Source organism: Amycolatopsis sp. NPDC043885, assembly GCF_056435685.1.
This window is the reverse complement of sequence record NZ_JBWKEA010000016.1, coordinates 203,960-216,331: the sequence shown is the minus strand read 5'-3', so window position 1 is coordinate 216,331 and position 12,372 is coordinate 203,960. Positions and strand designations below refer to the sequence as shown.

13 protein-coding genes and 1 pseudogene are annotated in these 12,372 nt (G+C 69.5%); 7 read left to right on the top strand and 7 right to left on the bottom strand.

Annotated features, from left to right (window positions below; all coding sequences use genetic code 11):
* Nucleotides 1–598: 598 nt before the first annotated feature.
* The 3 genes from AC069I_RS34265 (at nucleotide 599) to AC069I_RS34255 (ending at nucleotide 1,798) form a co-directional block, all read left to right on the top strand.
* On the top strand, nucleotides 599–754 hold the full coding sequence (locus AC069I_RS34265) for a hypothetical protein (RefSeq protein ID WP_478230181.1): 156 nt from the start codon (nucleotides 599–601) through the stop codon (nucleotides 752–754).
* 161 nt (nucleotides 755–915) lie between these two features.
* Entirely contained in the window at nucleotides 916–1,257 is a 342-nt protein-coding gene (locus tag AC069I_RS34260) for an EthD domain-containing protein (protein WP_478230180.1), read from the top strand.
* Between the two features lie 94 nt (nucleotides 1,258–1,351).
* Nucleotides 1,352–1,798 carry an SRPBCC family protein gene (locus AC069I_RS34255; RefSeq protein ID WP_478230179.1) on the top strand — a complete coding sequence of 149 codons (447 nt, stop codon included), beginning with the start codon at nucleotides 1,352–1,354 and terminating at the stop codon, nucleotides 1,796–1,798.
* Nucleotides 1,799–1,817: 19 nt separating this feature from the next.
* Here the strand turns inward: AC069I_RS34255 and AC069I_RS34250 are convergent, their stop codons facing one another.
* Genes AC069I_RS34250 through AC069I_RS34240 form a run of 3 tightly spaced genes read right to left on the bottom strand, consistent with a single transcriptional unit; the run spans nucleotide 1,818 to nucleotide 5,312 of the window.
* Nucleotides 1,818–2,876, bottom strand: coding sequence for an NAD-dependent epimerase/dehydratase family protein (locus AC069I_RS34250; RefSeq protein ID WP_478230178.1), 1,059 nt, complete (start codon nucleotides 2,874–2,876; stop codon nucleotides 1,818–1,820).
* On the bottom strand, nucleotides 2,873–4,456 hold the full coding sequence (locus tag AC069I_RS34245) for a phytoene desaturase family protein (RefSeq protein WP_478230177.1): 1,584 nt from the start codon (nucleotides 4,454–4,456) through the stop codon (nucleotides 2,873–2,875). Before AC069I_RS34245 ends, AC069I_RS34250 begins: the two co-directional genes overlap by 4 nt.
* 28 nt (nucleotides 4,457–4,484) lie before the next feature.
* Nucleotides 4,485–5,312 carry an arylamine N-acetyltransferase family protein gene (locus AC069I_RS34240; protein ID WP_478230176.1) on the bottom strand — a complete coding sequence of 276 codons (828 nt, stop codon included), beginning with the start codon at nucleotides 5,310–5,312 and terminating at the stop codon, nucleotides 4,485–4,487.
* A gap of 75 nt (nucleotides 5,313–5,387) precedes the next feature.
* Here AC069I_RS34240 and AC069I_RS34235 point away from each other — a divergent pair, with 75 nt between their 5' ends.
* A complete protein-coding gene (locus AC069I_RS34235; RefSeq protein ID WP_478267250.1) occupies nucleotides 5,388–5,975 on the top strand; it encodes a TetR/AcrR family transcriptional regulator in 588 nt (195 codons plus the stop codon).
* A 10-nt stretch (nucleotides 5,976–5,985) separates the two neighbouring features.
* Here the strand turns inward: AC069I_RS34235 and AC069I_RS34230 are convergent, their stop codons facing one another.
* Together AC069I_RS34230 and AC069I_RS34225 are read right to left on the bottom strand one after the other, a co-directional pair.
* On the bottom strand, nucleotides 5,986–7,047 hold the full coding sequence (locus tag AC069I_RS34230) for a hypothetical protein (protein WP_478230174.1): 1,062 nt from the start codon (nucleotides 7,045–7,047) through the stop codon (nucleotides 5,986–5,988).
* An 82-nt stretch (nucleotides 7,048–7,129) separates the two neighbouring features.
* A pseudogene (locus AC069I_RS34225) lies at nucleotides 7,130–8,079 on the bottom strand (zinc-dependent alcohol dehydrogenase family protein).
* Between the two features lie 77 nt (nucleotides 8,080–8,156).
* On the opposite strand from AC069I_RS34225, the gene AC069I_RS34220 reads away from it, so the two are divergent.
* Nucleotides 8,157–8,792 (top strand): TetR/AcrR family transcriptional regulator, encoded by a 636-nt coding sequence (locus AC069I_RS34220; protein ID WP_478230172.1) that lies wholly within the window; start codon nucleotides 8,157–8,159, stop codon nucleotides 8,790–8,792.
* A gap of 1 nt (nucleotide 8,793) precedes the next feature.
* Here AC069I_RS34220 and AC069I_RS34215 read toward each other — a convergent pair whose 3' ends face one another.
* The gene (locus AC069I_RS34215; RefSeq protein WP_478230171.1) at nucleotides 8,794–9,435 is read right to left on the bottom strand and encodes a TetR/AcrR family transcriptional regulator C-terminal domain-containing protein; all 642 of its coding nucleotides are present in this window, start codon (nucleotides 9,433–9,435) and stop codon (nucleotides 8,794–8,796) included.
* 62 nt (nucleotides 9,436–9,497) lie between these two features.
* Between AC069I_RS34215 and AC069I_RS34210 the strand changes: the two genes are divergently transcribed.
* Together AC069I_RS34210 and AC069I_RS34205 are read left to right on the top strand one after the other, a co-directional pair.
* The gene (locus AC069I_RS34210) at nucleotides 9,498–9,857 is read left to right on the top strand and encodes a nitroreductase family deazaflavin-dependent oxidoreductase (RefSeq protein WP_478230170.1); all 360 of its coding nucleotides are present in this window, start codon (nucleotides 9,498–9,500) and stop codon (nucleotides 9,855–9,857) included.
* Between the two features lie 93 nt (nucleotides 9,858–9,950).
* Nucleotides 9,951–11,108, top strand: a complete 1,158-nt coding sequence (locus tag AC069I_RS34205) for a serine hydrolase domain-containing protein (protein ID WP_478230169.1) — start codon at nucleotides 9,951–9,953, stop codon at nucleotides 11,106–11,108.
* Between the two features lie 313 nt (nucleotides 11,109–11,421).
* On the opposite strand, the gene AC069I_RS34200 is transcribed toward AC069I_RS34205, so the two are convergent.
* Nucleotides 11,422–12,336 carry a LysR family transcriptional regulator gene (locus AC069I_RS34200; RefSeq protein ID WP_478230168.1) on the bottom strand — a complete coding sequence of 305 codons (915 nt, stop codon included), beginning with the start codon at nucleotides 12,334–12,336 and terminating at the stop codon, nucleotides 11,422–11,424.
* Nucleotides 12,337–12,372: the final 36 nt, after the last annotated feature.

Sequence of the window (12,372 nt, the reverse complement as noted above, 5' to 3'; positions counted from 1 at the left end):
TCGATGTCCGGAGGGCGATTTCGCGAGGGGGTCGTGAGTGGCGTTTCGGGTGAGAACCCGAAACGCCACTCACGACCAACCCGACCCACGACCAGGCAGCGAGGGAGCCTTCACTCCACCCGTCAACCTCGCCCAAGATCAACTTAAGCTACGTGTCATCGGGCTCTTTGAGGGGTAGGGCAAACGTGTCGGGTGCGGTGGGCGGTCCGCTCATGGCCGCCTTCGATCGTGTCGCGAAAGCCATGTCGACGGCGTAGCGAAGAGCCCCTTCCCTACCGTCAGGGTAGGCAAGGAGGCCTTCACCACCACCTGGGTCGATCACTTCAGCTGACGTCGCGAAGGTGGCTTTCGCGACACGCCACATTTGCCTTACCCCTCAATAGAACCCGAAACGCCACTTACGACCTCTCCTCAAATCGGGCATATGGCCTTGAAGCAGACATTTCGTCACTGGAAAGCGTCCCTTGTGGACACTCAGAGCGCAGCTGACTGCCGCCTCTGCCTTGACTCAGCGAAGGGGTCTTTCACCGCAGCGGCTCGGTCACGCCACATTTGACTTACCCCTCAATAATTCCCTGCGACTCCTTCGACTGGTCCTGTGAGCGCGGCCGCGAGCATCAGTGTCGCTCCGGCGGCGAACCTCCACCTGGACAGGGAATTCCCGTCGATGTTCCAGCCGGTGCGCGGCTGGGCGCCCGACATCGCCGGGCGGGGCGAGGCAACCCGCTCGGCACCTCGTGGTCCGCTGCGATGATGCTCGACCACGTGGGACACCCCGAAGCGAGCGGAGAGCTGCTGAACGGCCAGTACCGTCGATCTCGGTGAGCGGCCGACACCGCCGGTTACACGCGTGCGGTGCTGGACCGGGTAGGCGGTGTGGTGAACTGATCGGCACCGATGAAGGGAGCGCCTGCAGTGATCACCACCATCGCCCTGCTCAAGGCCCGTGATGGCCTCAGCCGGTCCGAGTTCGTCGAATATTACGAGAACCATCACGTCCCGCTCGTCCTCGGCCTCGCACCCGCGCCGGCCCTCTATGCCCGCAATTACCTGCCGGAGGCCGGAGCACGCGGGTTTCCCGCCGACTTCGACGTGATCACACACATGAAGTTCGCCGATGAGGCCACCCGTCGCGCCTGGCTGGCTCTCGTGCTTGCCGAGGATTCCGGGGTCGCCGAGGACGAAGCCCGGTTCCTCGATCGATCCCGGACCCGGTCGTGGACGGTCGAGGAACACTCCAGTGCGCGGGTGGGATAGCGGCGTTCGGGTTTGCCCTTGCCGCCGCAGGGTATCCGCCTCGGGTGAGGCGAGCCGGAAACGAGCCGGCCGGGTATCCAGGGCGGATGGGTTCATGGTCGACGTGAAGACGACGGTAGACACTTCTCCCGAGCGCGTGTTCGAGGTGCTCGCCGACGGCTGGACCTACGCGGCCTGGGTCGTGGGGGCCTCCCACATCCGTGACGTCGACAAGGGCTGGCCGGCGCGGGGAACGCGGATCCACCACTGCGTCGGCTCTTGGCCCCTCCTGCTCGACGACGTCACCAAGGTGCACGCAGTCGACCCGCCGAGGCTGCTCGAACTCGAGGCGCGGGCCTGGCCTTTCGGTACCGCGCGGATCCGGTTGGAACTGCGGGAAACCGCGTCGGCGACCACGGAGATCCTGATGTCCGAGCAGGCGACCCGCGGGCCTGGCCGCGTGCTGCCGGAGGCCGCGCAGGCGCTCTTCCTGGTGCCGAGGAACCGGGAATCCCTGCGACGTCTCGCGGATCTCGCCAAGGGGCGCGAAGCCGCCGATTGAGGACGGACTTTTCAGCCGCTCAACCGCCGGACTGATCCTGATGGCTCGGCCGCCCGAGCCGTACCCGGTCGCGCGGCGGGTCGAGGGGGTGGCTGTCGCCCCGTCGCCCGGCGCGGATGGCGGCGAGCAGTTCCCTGATCGTGGCCGCCGCGTCGTGCCGAGGTCGCCAGCCGAGTTCCTCCCGTGCGTGCCGGGTGTCCACAAGGGACGCTCGGTCGGCGAGCCGCAGCCAGGACGGATGCAGTGGTTGCAGGCCCAGCCGCCAGCTCGGCCAGGCCAGTCCGGTCAGCAGCCTCAGCGGTACGGGAACCCGGAACCCGCCTGCCAGCGCGGCGAGGTCGCGGCTGTCGAGGACGGGCTCGCCGGCGAGGTTGAACGCACCGGTCGCACGGCGGTCGAGGATCGCCCGGATCGCTTGTGCCACGTCGTCGGAGTGCACCACCTGCATCCGCAGCCCTGGCCACAACGGCACCGGCAGCCCTTTGCCGCCCAGCGGTAACGGTGGCGCCAGCGGGCCGAGCAGCCACCCCGAGAACTCGGCCGCGGCGTCCGGCTGCGCGACACCGCACGGACGGATCCGCGCCACCCCGATCCCCGGGTGATCACGGCAGAATTCGTCCAATTTGGACTCGAAGGCCGCTTTTCCGGCGCTGTAGGCGCTTTCGGGGAGCCCGCCGCAGGGCCATTCCTCATCCACCTCGTCCCACCGGTCGGCCGGTGTGTAGGCGGCGACCGACGACGCGCACACGATGTGGTTCACGCCGGCGTCGGCGGCCGCGCGCAGGACGTTCGCGCTGCCCGCCATGTTGGTCCGGCGCATCGCCGGATCGTCGGCGCGCGGATGGATCGCCCAGGCGAGGTGCACCACGGCGTCGGCGCCGTCGAAGATCTCGGTCAACCGCGGCCAGGCGTCGTTCGCGCCGATGTCCTGCTGGACCCAGCGGGCCGACGAGTAGGGCGCGGCCGTCGTGTCGGGGCGGCGGCGTGCCACTCCGAGCACGTCGTGCTCGTCTCCGGCCAGCGCCCGGAGCAGGGCGGTCCCGATGTTCCCGCTCGCGCCGGTGACGACGATCTTCATCGATAGACGGCGCGGTGCGCGGCACGCACTGTCGCGCGGTAGACGGAACCGGCCCAGCCGTCCCGGGCGAGGGCCGCCCTGGCGGCGTTCGATCCGGGTGCGCCGTGCACCGCGCCACCGGGATGCGCCGACGCCGACGCCAGGAAGAGCCGGTCGATCGGGGTGTCGGCCCGGCCGAGACCGGGGACGGGCCGGAAGAAGAGCTGTTGCTGGATGGCCGCGGTCCCGGCGTTGATCGAACCTTCCACCAGGCTGTGGTTCCCTTCCTCCAGTTCGGCGGGCCCGGCGATCGCCCGGCCCGCGATCAGGCCGCGGAAACCGGGTGCGTGCCTCTCGATGACCTCTTCCATCCGGTCCGCGTGGCGGCGCAACCGGGAAGCGGACCAGATCTCGCCCCTCGGCACATGCGTGTAGGCCCAGGCCGATTCGGTCCCGGCGGGGGAGCGGGTCGGGTCCGCGGTGGTCATCTGCCCGAGCAACAGGAACGGGTCGCCGGGCACTCGCCCGCAGGCGAGGTCGTTGGCGATCCCGGCGAGGCCGTCGAGATCCGCTCCGATGTGGACGGTCCCGGCCTCGCCGACTTCGGCGGCGCTCCACGGGATGGGCGAGGACAAGGCCCAGTCCACCTTGATGGTGGCGTCGTCCCAGACGAACCGGTCCAGATCGGACACCAGCCGCGAGGGAAGGTGCCCGGCGCCGACCAGATCCCGGTAGAGCACCGGAGCGGGGACGTCGGCGAGCACCGCCCGGCGGGCACGCACCCGTCGGCCGTCCGTGTCCCGGACACCCACCGCACGGCCGCCCGACAGCGTCACTTCGGTGACCGGCGTGCCACAGACGATCTCCCCGCCCTTGGCGGACAGCCGGTTTACCAGCGCGTCGGTCAGACAGCCGGCCCCGCCTTCCGGGACCGGGAATCCTACGTCCTGACCGAGCATGGTCAGCAGCCAGCCGAAGACACCGCTCCCGGCCTGGTCCGGGCCGAGGTCGGTGTGCATGGCGTTGCCCGCGAGCAGCAGACGGGCGCCCTCGCCGTCGAACTTCTCCTTGCCGAGACCACGGGAGGTCAAGGTCAGCATCCTCATCAGCCGGAGCGATTCCGCCGTGCCGAGCGTCTTGACCAGCCGTGCCCCCGGCCGCACCGGCGGAAAGGGGCGCACGATCGCGTCGAGCAGCGGTTCGCGCAGACGCCGCCAGTTCGCGTATTCGGCCCGCAGCCTGTCCGCGTCCCGTTTGTCGAACTCCGCCACGGAACGCGCGGTGCGGTCAAGGTCACGGGACTGCAGGACGTACCGGTCGTCGGGCAGCACATGCGCCAGCACCGCCGGGGCGTGCCGCCACCGCAGGCCGTGGTCTTCGAGTTCCAGCCCGGCGAGCACCGGTGACGCCGCACCGAGCGGGTAGAAAGCGCTGTAGACGTCGTTGCGGAAACCGGGAGCGGTGAGTTCCTCGGTCCGTACCGCGCCACCGGGCTTGGCAGTGGCCTCGATGACCAGTGTCTCCCAGCCGGCGTCGGCCAGGAGATTGGCCGCGACCAGGCCGTTCGGCCCCGATCCGATCACCACGGCGTCGACTTCCATGATCAGGGCATACCCCGGACAGGCGGGTTCAACCCCTGTCGTCCGACTTCGCCTGGATGGCCAGCCACGCCTCGTGCTGCTCTTCGGTCTTGGCCCAGAGGGCCGCCAGTTTCCCGGCGCCGATGTCCTCCACCGGGATACGGAACTCCCGCAGCGTCTCGGCGAACTCGTCGAGAGAGGACAGCGTGCGGCGTTCGCCGTCGCCGCGTCTGACCGTGCGCGCGCGAAGTGCCAGCTCGCGTCCGTCACGATGATGTTGAGCCACGAGCACCCTGGCGAACGGGGACTCCGGCGACCTGATCTCGTCCCGTTCGGCGAATTCGGTGACCTCGCGGGGCACGGTGCGGAAGTCGCAGGAGTCGACCGTGCCACCGGGATGGTGGTGCATCCGCCAGGTCTCGTCATCGAGGCGCTCGATCCGGAACGGCAGTTGTCCTTGCCGATACGTGCCTTCCCGCACCGGAAGGGGTTCGAGGAACGCGTCTCCGATCCCGGTGTCGGCGAGCCAGGTCTCGCCCTCGACGTCGACCAGCAGGGCGATGTGGTTGCCCCATTGGCCTTCGCCGCGAGTCGAGCGCAGGACGGCGGCTTCCACGACGGTCACCTCGAATCCGGCCGCTCGCAGCAAAAGGGCGAGCGCGCCGTTCATCTCATAGCAGAGCCCGCCCCGCCGACGGCGCGTGAACTTGTCGATCAACGCTTCCGGGTCGAGCAGGATCGTCTTGCCGAGCTGGAGGTCGAGGTTCTCGTAGGGCACTCGCAGCCGCCACGCGCGGTGCAGGTTCCGGAGCGTGGCCGGATCCGGCCGGACGGGCTCGCGGTACTCCAGCCGGTCGAGGAACGCGTCGAGGATCATGCGGCTCTCCTTGGGTAAAGCGGCTCTAAAATTAGAGTAGCTCTAATTTTGATGTCGATCCAGTACGCTCGCGTCATGACCGAGCCGGTGGGTTTGCGGGAACGGAAGAAATGGCGCACCCGGAAGGTGTTGATCGAGACGGCGTACCGGCTCTTCGAACGGCAGGGCTACGACCGGACGACCACCGCCGAGATCGCCGCGGCCGCCGAGGTGTCCACCGCGACGTTCTTCAACCACTTCGCGACGAAGGAAGACCTGGTCCTCACCGGCGACGGCGAGCACATCCTGCGCGTGGGCCTGGACGTGCTCGCCGCGCGAGGGGCGGGCGAGACACCTGCAACGCTTCTGCGGCGCGCGATGCTCGGGATGCTCGCCGAGGCGGGCGCTGGGCTCCGCGATCCGGCCGCCGCGCCCGAGCGGATCCGGCTGGACCTGATCACGTCGGTGCCGTCGTTGCGCGCGACGATGCTGCAGCGGGCCTTCGACGCTCAGGAGCGGCTTTCGGCCGCGCTGTGCCAAGCCTGCGAGATCGACGAGCTCGACGCCGCGGCGCTGGTCGGCTCGGCCACCGGGGCGGTCTTCGCCGCCGGGCGAACGGCCCTCCGCCTCGGGACTCCGCTCGACGAGGCGATGCGGCGGGCGATCGAGCTCGCGACGGCCTGACCGGGCGGCTTCACGAACGGTGCCAGGCGATCCCGCGATATGCGGAGCTGTCCGCCGCGAAGCCGTAGCCGATGATGACGGTGCCGCTCGCGTTGATGTGCTGGGCCATGATCGCCGTGATACCGCGAGGGGACGGGAGCGGGAAGGGTGTCGTGTCCGCGTCCCAGCACACCGGCCGCGTCGTTTCCCGGCTCTCGGACTCGCCGACGACGGTCCCGGCTTCGTCGATGTCGAAACACGTACTGGCGACGTCCGAAGGCAGGGGCCGGAGCACGGTGGGCCGTCCATCGCGATCCCAGCGCGCGCCGATGCCGCGCCGGTCCGGGGTCAGGCCCCAGCCGATCGCGACACCTCCTCCGGTGATCCGGACGACCTGTCCCGCGGAGAACTCCGGTTCCCCGGTCAGCAGGACGGTGCCTCCGTCACGGTTCCACACGACCCCGTCGCCGAGGATGGCGCCGGAGTCGGTGATCCCGCACGCCGTCGCGCGGCGGGGCGGGGGCAGTGTGCTGATCTTCCCCGACGATGACCAGCGCACCGCGGTGCGGACGCCCGAGCTGTTTTTGGCCGATCCGACGACTTCGTCCAGGCCGTTCAGGTCCTCCCCCTGCGTCTCGCCGTCCCCGGGCAGGGCGGCGAGTTCGACGGTTTCCCCGCCCGGTTCCCAGCGCAGTGCCCGCCAGCGATAGCCCGGCCACATGGCGTTCCCCAATATCGACCCGCGTGCGTTCACCCGGCACGCCGTGCCGGAGACCGCCCCGTCGGGGAGTTCGAGCGCGTGCACCCGGCCGTCGGGCCGCCAGCACACGGGCCGGAGTTGCTCTCCGGCGAGGAGCGAACCCGCGATGACCCCCGCGGCGTTGACGCTGACCGCGCGTCCGCCGGAACAGCCGTCGAGGATCGGCAACGGCGTGGGATCCTCGTCGCGGTCCCAGCGCACCGGCCGCGACCCCGACTCGCCCACGATCACCCCGGCGTCGTTCACGCAGTAGGCGCCGGTGCTTTCGCCGTCCGAGAGCGGCCGCAAGCCGACCGCAGTGAATCCAGGTCCTTCGGGTATCGGATCGGGCACGAGTGGGCAGCCTAGTGCGACGGCGCACGCGATGGGGAAACTTGCACTGACCGGGTGACACGGCACTCCACAATGGACCGGTCTACGGGGTCAGGACGATCCTGCCGAACACGTCGCCGTCGTCCATCTTCCGATGCGCCAGAACGGCTTTCTCCAGCGGCAGTACCTCGTGCACCACCGCGCGCAGTTCGCCGCCGCGCCGAAGTGTTCCGTGCTCACCGCCCGCCGGTCCGGCTCGGGGATCGAGTCCGCGCTGAAAGCCGCGACCGACAGGGACTTCCGGAAGGTCGCCATCAGCTTCGCGCCGAAGTCCGCCGGGGGCATGCCCGCGACGACGCCGACGACGACCATGCGGCCGTTCGGATTCATCCGGTCGAAGAAGGACGGCATGTCCACACCGGACACGATGTCGATGATGACGTCGTAACCGGCCGGCCCGTCCCCCTCGCCGGACCGGTCGAGGACGTGGGTCGCCCCCAGCTCGCGCAGGCGGTCGCCGCGTTCGGCCGAGGACGTCGTGACCGCCACGGCGCTCGCGCCACCGTGTGCCGCGAGCTGCGCCGCCATGATCCCGATGCTGCCCGCCGCACCGCGCACCAGCACCGACTCGCCCGCCGTGAAATGGGCGTGGGCGAGAGCGAAATGCGCCACCATGCCGGAAGTCCCGACGGCCACCGCGTCGGCGGCCGTCAGGTTCTCGGGAAGGGGGACGATCTTCTCCGCCGGGACGGCCGCTTGTTCGACGTAGCCGCCGCCCTCGCCGGTGAACGCCCAGACGCGCCGCCCGGCCCAGGCCGGATCGACGCCGCCGCCGACCGCCGTGACGGTACCGGCCACCTCGTTGCCGGGGACGAATCCTTCCTGGAAACCGAAACCGGCGAGAGCGCCGCTGCGGATCACGGTGTCGACGCCGCCGACACCGATCGCTTCCACGCTGATCAGCACTTCTCCCTCGGTGGGAACGGGGGAGGGGACGTCGATCACGGCGAGGCCCTCGGGGGCGCCGAACGTCCGGATCTCGACTGCGCGCATTTCGTCTCCTGGTCGTTGATCACTGGTCCGGCGGACGTTAACGGACGCCCCCGTCCGTTTTGGCTAAAGTGAGAGCGGTGACCGATCATTTGTCTCGGATCCCGCGCTCCGACGCCGTGGACAACCGCGAACGCATCCTCGAAGCCGCTCGCGTGCTGTTCGCCACCGAGGGCCTGAACGTGCCGCTGCGGGAGGTCGCGCGCCGCGCCGAAGTCGGCCCCGCCACGCTGTACCGCCACTTCCCGACCAAGGAGATACTGGCGACGGAGGCGTTCGCCGAGCAGATGCGCACCTGTCACGCCGTCGTCGACGAGGGGCTCGCCGACCCGGATCCATGGCGCGGCTTCTGTTCCGTGATCGAGAAGATCTGCGAGGTGCATTCGCGCGACCGGGGCTTCACGGCGGCTTTCGTCTCGGCCTTTCCCAAGGCGGTGGACTTCACCGCGGATCGCGACTACGCGCTCAAGGCGATCGCCGAGCTGGCGGGCCGGGCCAAGGACGCCGGGAAACTGCGCCCCGACTTCGTCCTCGACGACCTGATCCTCATGCTCATGGCCAACAACGGGATCCAGGCCGCTTCGGCGGCCGCGCAGGTGGCGGCGTCCCGCCGGTTCGCCGCGCTCGTGATCCAGGCCTTCCGGGCCGTGCCGGAACGGTCGCCGCTGCCGCCGGTGGCGCGGTTGGCCCTCGCGCTGCCGGGAGTGGGCCGCTGAGTCATTTCCTGCGAGCTTCGAGGCCTTCCAGGATGAGGTCGAGGCCGTAGGCGAATTCCTTCGTGTGGTCGTGACCCGGCCGCTGGGCGTGCTCGGTGATCACCTCGGCCAGATAAGGGAACTCGTCACGCGGCAGGGTGTCGAGGATGTCGTCCGCGACCCCCGGGACGTCTTCGCTCAGCGGGAGGTTCGACTCCTGCAGTACGAATCCGCCGATGTAGCTGTCGATGAGCGAGACGGCGTGCACCGCCATCGGCAGCGTGAATCCCGCTCGCCGAAGGACGCCGAGGACGGCGTCGTGGTGTCGGAGCGTCGCCGGCCCCGGATTCCGGCGGGAGTCCATGAGGCCCAGCGCCCAGCTGTGCCGCGACAGGACCTCGCGTGCGGACGAAGCACGCGCGCGGATCGCGTCACGCCAATCGGCGATTTCGGTGCCGGGCAGCTCGATCGCCGCGAACACCGCGTCGACGACGCCGTCGAGGATCGCGTCCTTGTTCGGCACGTGGTGGTACAGAGACATGGCCTCCACGCCCAGGTGCTGCGCGACCCGGCGCATCGTCATCGCTTCCACGCCACCGCGATCGGCGACTTCGATCGCGGCCTTCAGTACGCGGTCCCTGGTGAGTGATCGGCGAGGCGGCACATTGACAACCTTACAGGTGTAAGCCAACCTTACGAGTGTAAGGCCATCGAGAGGAGAGTCCGATGCCGATGCCGAGATGGTGGGGCCACGTCACCAAGCGGGTGTTCAACCCCCGTGCGATCGCCGCGGGGAAGTACCCGGTGCTGATCCACGTCGGCCGCACCTCGGGAAAGACCCGCCACACGCCGCTCGACGCGCATCCCGTCGACGGCGGCTACCTGTTCGTCCCGGTGTACGGCCCGGAGGCGGACTGGGTGCGCAACATCATGGCCGCGGGGCAAGCGCGGCTTCGGATCGACGGGCGGGAAGTGGACCTCACCGGTCCGCGGCTCGTCGGGGCGGACGAATTCCCCGACGGCGTGACCCGCCCGCCGAAACTGCTCCGCGTCACCGAATTTCTCCGGATGGACCTGAAACCCTGAGACGCCCCCTGTTCGCGGCTAGTACCAGGGAGGTATGCGGCATCGTTCTTCAAGCCGATGCCCGATGCACCGTCGCTTCGTAGTTTTGCCGGTATGAAACGAACTTCAGTGGTCATCGCCGCGATCTGCGCGGCAACGCTCGTTTCCCCGGCCGTCGCGTCCGCGACGCCACCGCTGCAGCGGACACTGCAGCGCGACGCCGACACACTCGTGGCGAACGGTTCACCCGGCGCGCTCGTGGAGGTCAGTACGGCCAGGGGCAGCGTCAAGGTGCGCAGCGGCCACGGCGATCTGCGGACCCGGACACCGGTGCCGTGGGACGGGCATTTCCGGATCGCGAGTTTCAGCAAGACGTTCCTGTCCGCGACGATGCTCCAGCTCGTCGGAGAGGGACGGCTTTCCTTGGGGGACACCGTTGATCGGTGGCTGCCGGGGGTGGTGAGCGGGAACGGCAACGACGGCAACGCCATCACCGTCCGGCAGTTGCTGCAGCACACCAGCGGGCTGCACGACTACATGGCGGAACTCGATCTCTTCACCGAGAAGGGCTTTCTGCGTCACCGGTTCGACGAGCTCAGCGCATCCGACGCGGTGAAGCTGGCGGTCGGCAAGCCGCCGGAGTTCGCACCCGGGACGAGCTGGGGCTACTCCAACACCAACTACGTGCTCGCCGGGATGATCACCGAGAAGGTGACCGGCCGGGACTGGCAGCAGGAGATCATCGACCGGATCGTCCGCCCGCTGAACCTGCGCGAGACCACCCTGCCGTACACGTCGCCGTTCATCCCGGCTCCGCACGCGCGAGGGTACGACCGGTTCGTCGTCGAGGGCTCGAATCCGCCGCGGCTCGGACGGCGGGTGGACGTGACCCTGATGAATCCGTCGATGGGCGGGGGAGCGGACGGATCGATCAACAGCACCACCGAGGACGGCAACAAGTTCCTCCGGGCACTGCTGGGCGGCAGGGTGCTCCCGCCGTCGATGCTGGCGGAGATGAAGAAGACCGTGCCCGCGCCGGGTCTTGGCGCGTACGGGCTCGGTCTGGTGAAGTCGACCGTTTCCTGCGGTGACTACTGGGGCCACGGCGGCGCGCTGCCCGGCTACCTGACGGGCAACGGCGTGACCGAGGACGGCAAGCGCAGCGTGATGGTTTCGCTGAACACGCTCACGCCGTACCACCCCGGTGCCGAACCGCCGGCGGGGAACCCGCTGGATCCGGTGATCGACCACGCCCTCTGCGGTCGCGGCTGACTCGCCTCGTGAGTGGTAGGGACGGTTCTAACCGTCCCTACCACTCACGAGCGGGTGTGACTGCTGGTGGGTGTGGCGACCGTGGGCGGGCAGAAGGTAGCGAAGGCCCCCATCCCTCGGGGAGAAGGTAGCGAAGGCCTCCTTGCCTACCTTGAGGGTAGGGAAGGGGGCCTTCACGGACTCGGTAATCGTCACGTTCGCCCCACATGCACCAGCAGTCACAGCAGCAGCGCGTGAAGGCCCCCTTCCCTCGGCTCAGCCGGGGAAACTAGGTACAGGAAGGAGGCCTTCATGTACCGGGCCGTACTGCCGCTCACGAGCCCCAAGATCTCGCGGCCTCCACCAGGGCCGTGACGCACTCCGCGACAGCGGGCCGCGTTTCCCCCTGAGGCTGCACCGCGTAGAGCTGCCGATGCAGGACCGGTTCGAGCGGGGCGCACACCACCGTCGGCGGCGCGATCGTGGTGGCCATGCCCGGCACCAGCGTGACAGCGCCGAGCCCGGCGACGACGGCGAACTGGGTGCCGAACCCGCTGACCGTATGCCGCACGATCGGTTCGATCCCGCGTTCACGCAGCGTCTGGCGGATCCAGGCGTTCGCCAGCGTCGGCCGGGCCCAGGCGACCCAGATCTCGTCCGCGAGGTCTTCGGCGCGGACCGAATCCGCGCCGGCCAGCGGATGCCCGGCCGGGAGCACGATCATCGCCGAGTCGTCGCGCAGTCCGGTCCAGCGGGTCGCGGGCGGGCGGGTGAGCGGCAGGTTCTCCCAGCTCTCGACGACCACGACGTCGAAGACACCGTCGGCCAGCGCGGGAAGGGCGACTTCGGGTTCGACCTCGTGCAGCCGCGCCTCGATGCCGGGGTGGCGGACGGCGAGGCCGGTGAGCGCCGGCGCGATGAACGTGTGCACCCCGGAGGGGATGGCGCCGATCTCGACCACACCGGTCGTCTCCCCGGTGAGGGAGTCCAGATCCGCGCGGGCGGCGCGGAGTTCGGCGAGCACGCGGTCCGAGCGCTGCGCCAGCAGCAGCCCCGCCGGGGTGAGCCGCACGCCGCGCCCGTGCCGGACGAGGAGCCCGGTGCCTGCCTCCCGCTCCAGTTTGGTCAGCTGCTGGGAGATCGCCGACGGCGTCACGTGCAGCAGCTCGGCCGCCGCGGCGAGCGATCCCCGCCGCCACACCGCGTGCAGCATCCGCAGCCGTTCCACATTGGACAGATCGCCACTCATTAGCCGAGCTTAACCCTCGGGGTAAGAGGATCTCGC

Bases quoted from the DNA above. Each gene is read 5' to 3' on its own strand.
- AC069I_RS34255 (WP_478230179.1), top strand. From the start codon at position 1,352: ATGGTCGACGTGAAGACGACGGTAGACACTTCTCCCGAGCGCGTGTTC.
- AC069I_RS34250 (WP_478230178.1), bottom strand. From the start codon at position 2,876: ATGAAGATCGTCGTCACCGGCGCGAGCGGGAACATCGGGACCGCCCTG.
- AC069I_RS34245 (WP_478230177.1), bottom strand. From the start codon at position 4,456: ATGGAAGTCGACGCCGTGGTGATCGGATCGGGGCCGAACGGCCTGGTC.
- AC069I_RS34240 (WP_478230176.1), bottom strand. From the start codon at position 5,312: ATGATCCTCGACGCGTTCCTCGACCGGCTGGAGTACCGCGAGCCCGTC.
- AC069I_RS34235 (WP_478267250.1), top strand. From the start codon at position 5,388: ATGACCGAGCCGGTGGGTTTGCGGGAACGGAAGAAATGGCGCACCCGG.
- AC069I_RS34210 (WP_478230170.1), top strand. From the start codon at position 9,498: ATGCCGATGCCGAGATGGTGGGGCCACGTCACCAAGCGGGTGTTCAAC.
- AC069I_RS34205 (WP_478230169.1), top strand. From the start codon at position 9,951: ATGAAACGAACTTCAGTGGTCATCGCCGCGATCTGCGCGGCAACGCTC.
- AC069I_RS34200 (WP_478230168.1), bottom strand. From the start codon at position 12,336: ATGAGTGGCGATCTGTCCAATGTGGAACGGCTGCGGATGCTGCACGCG.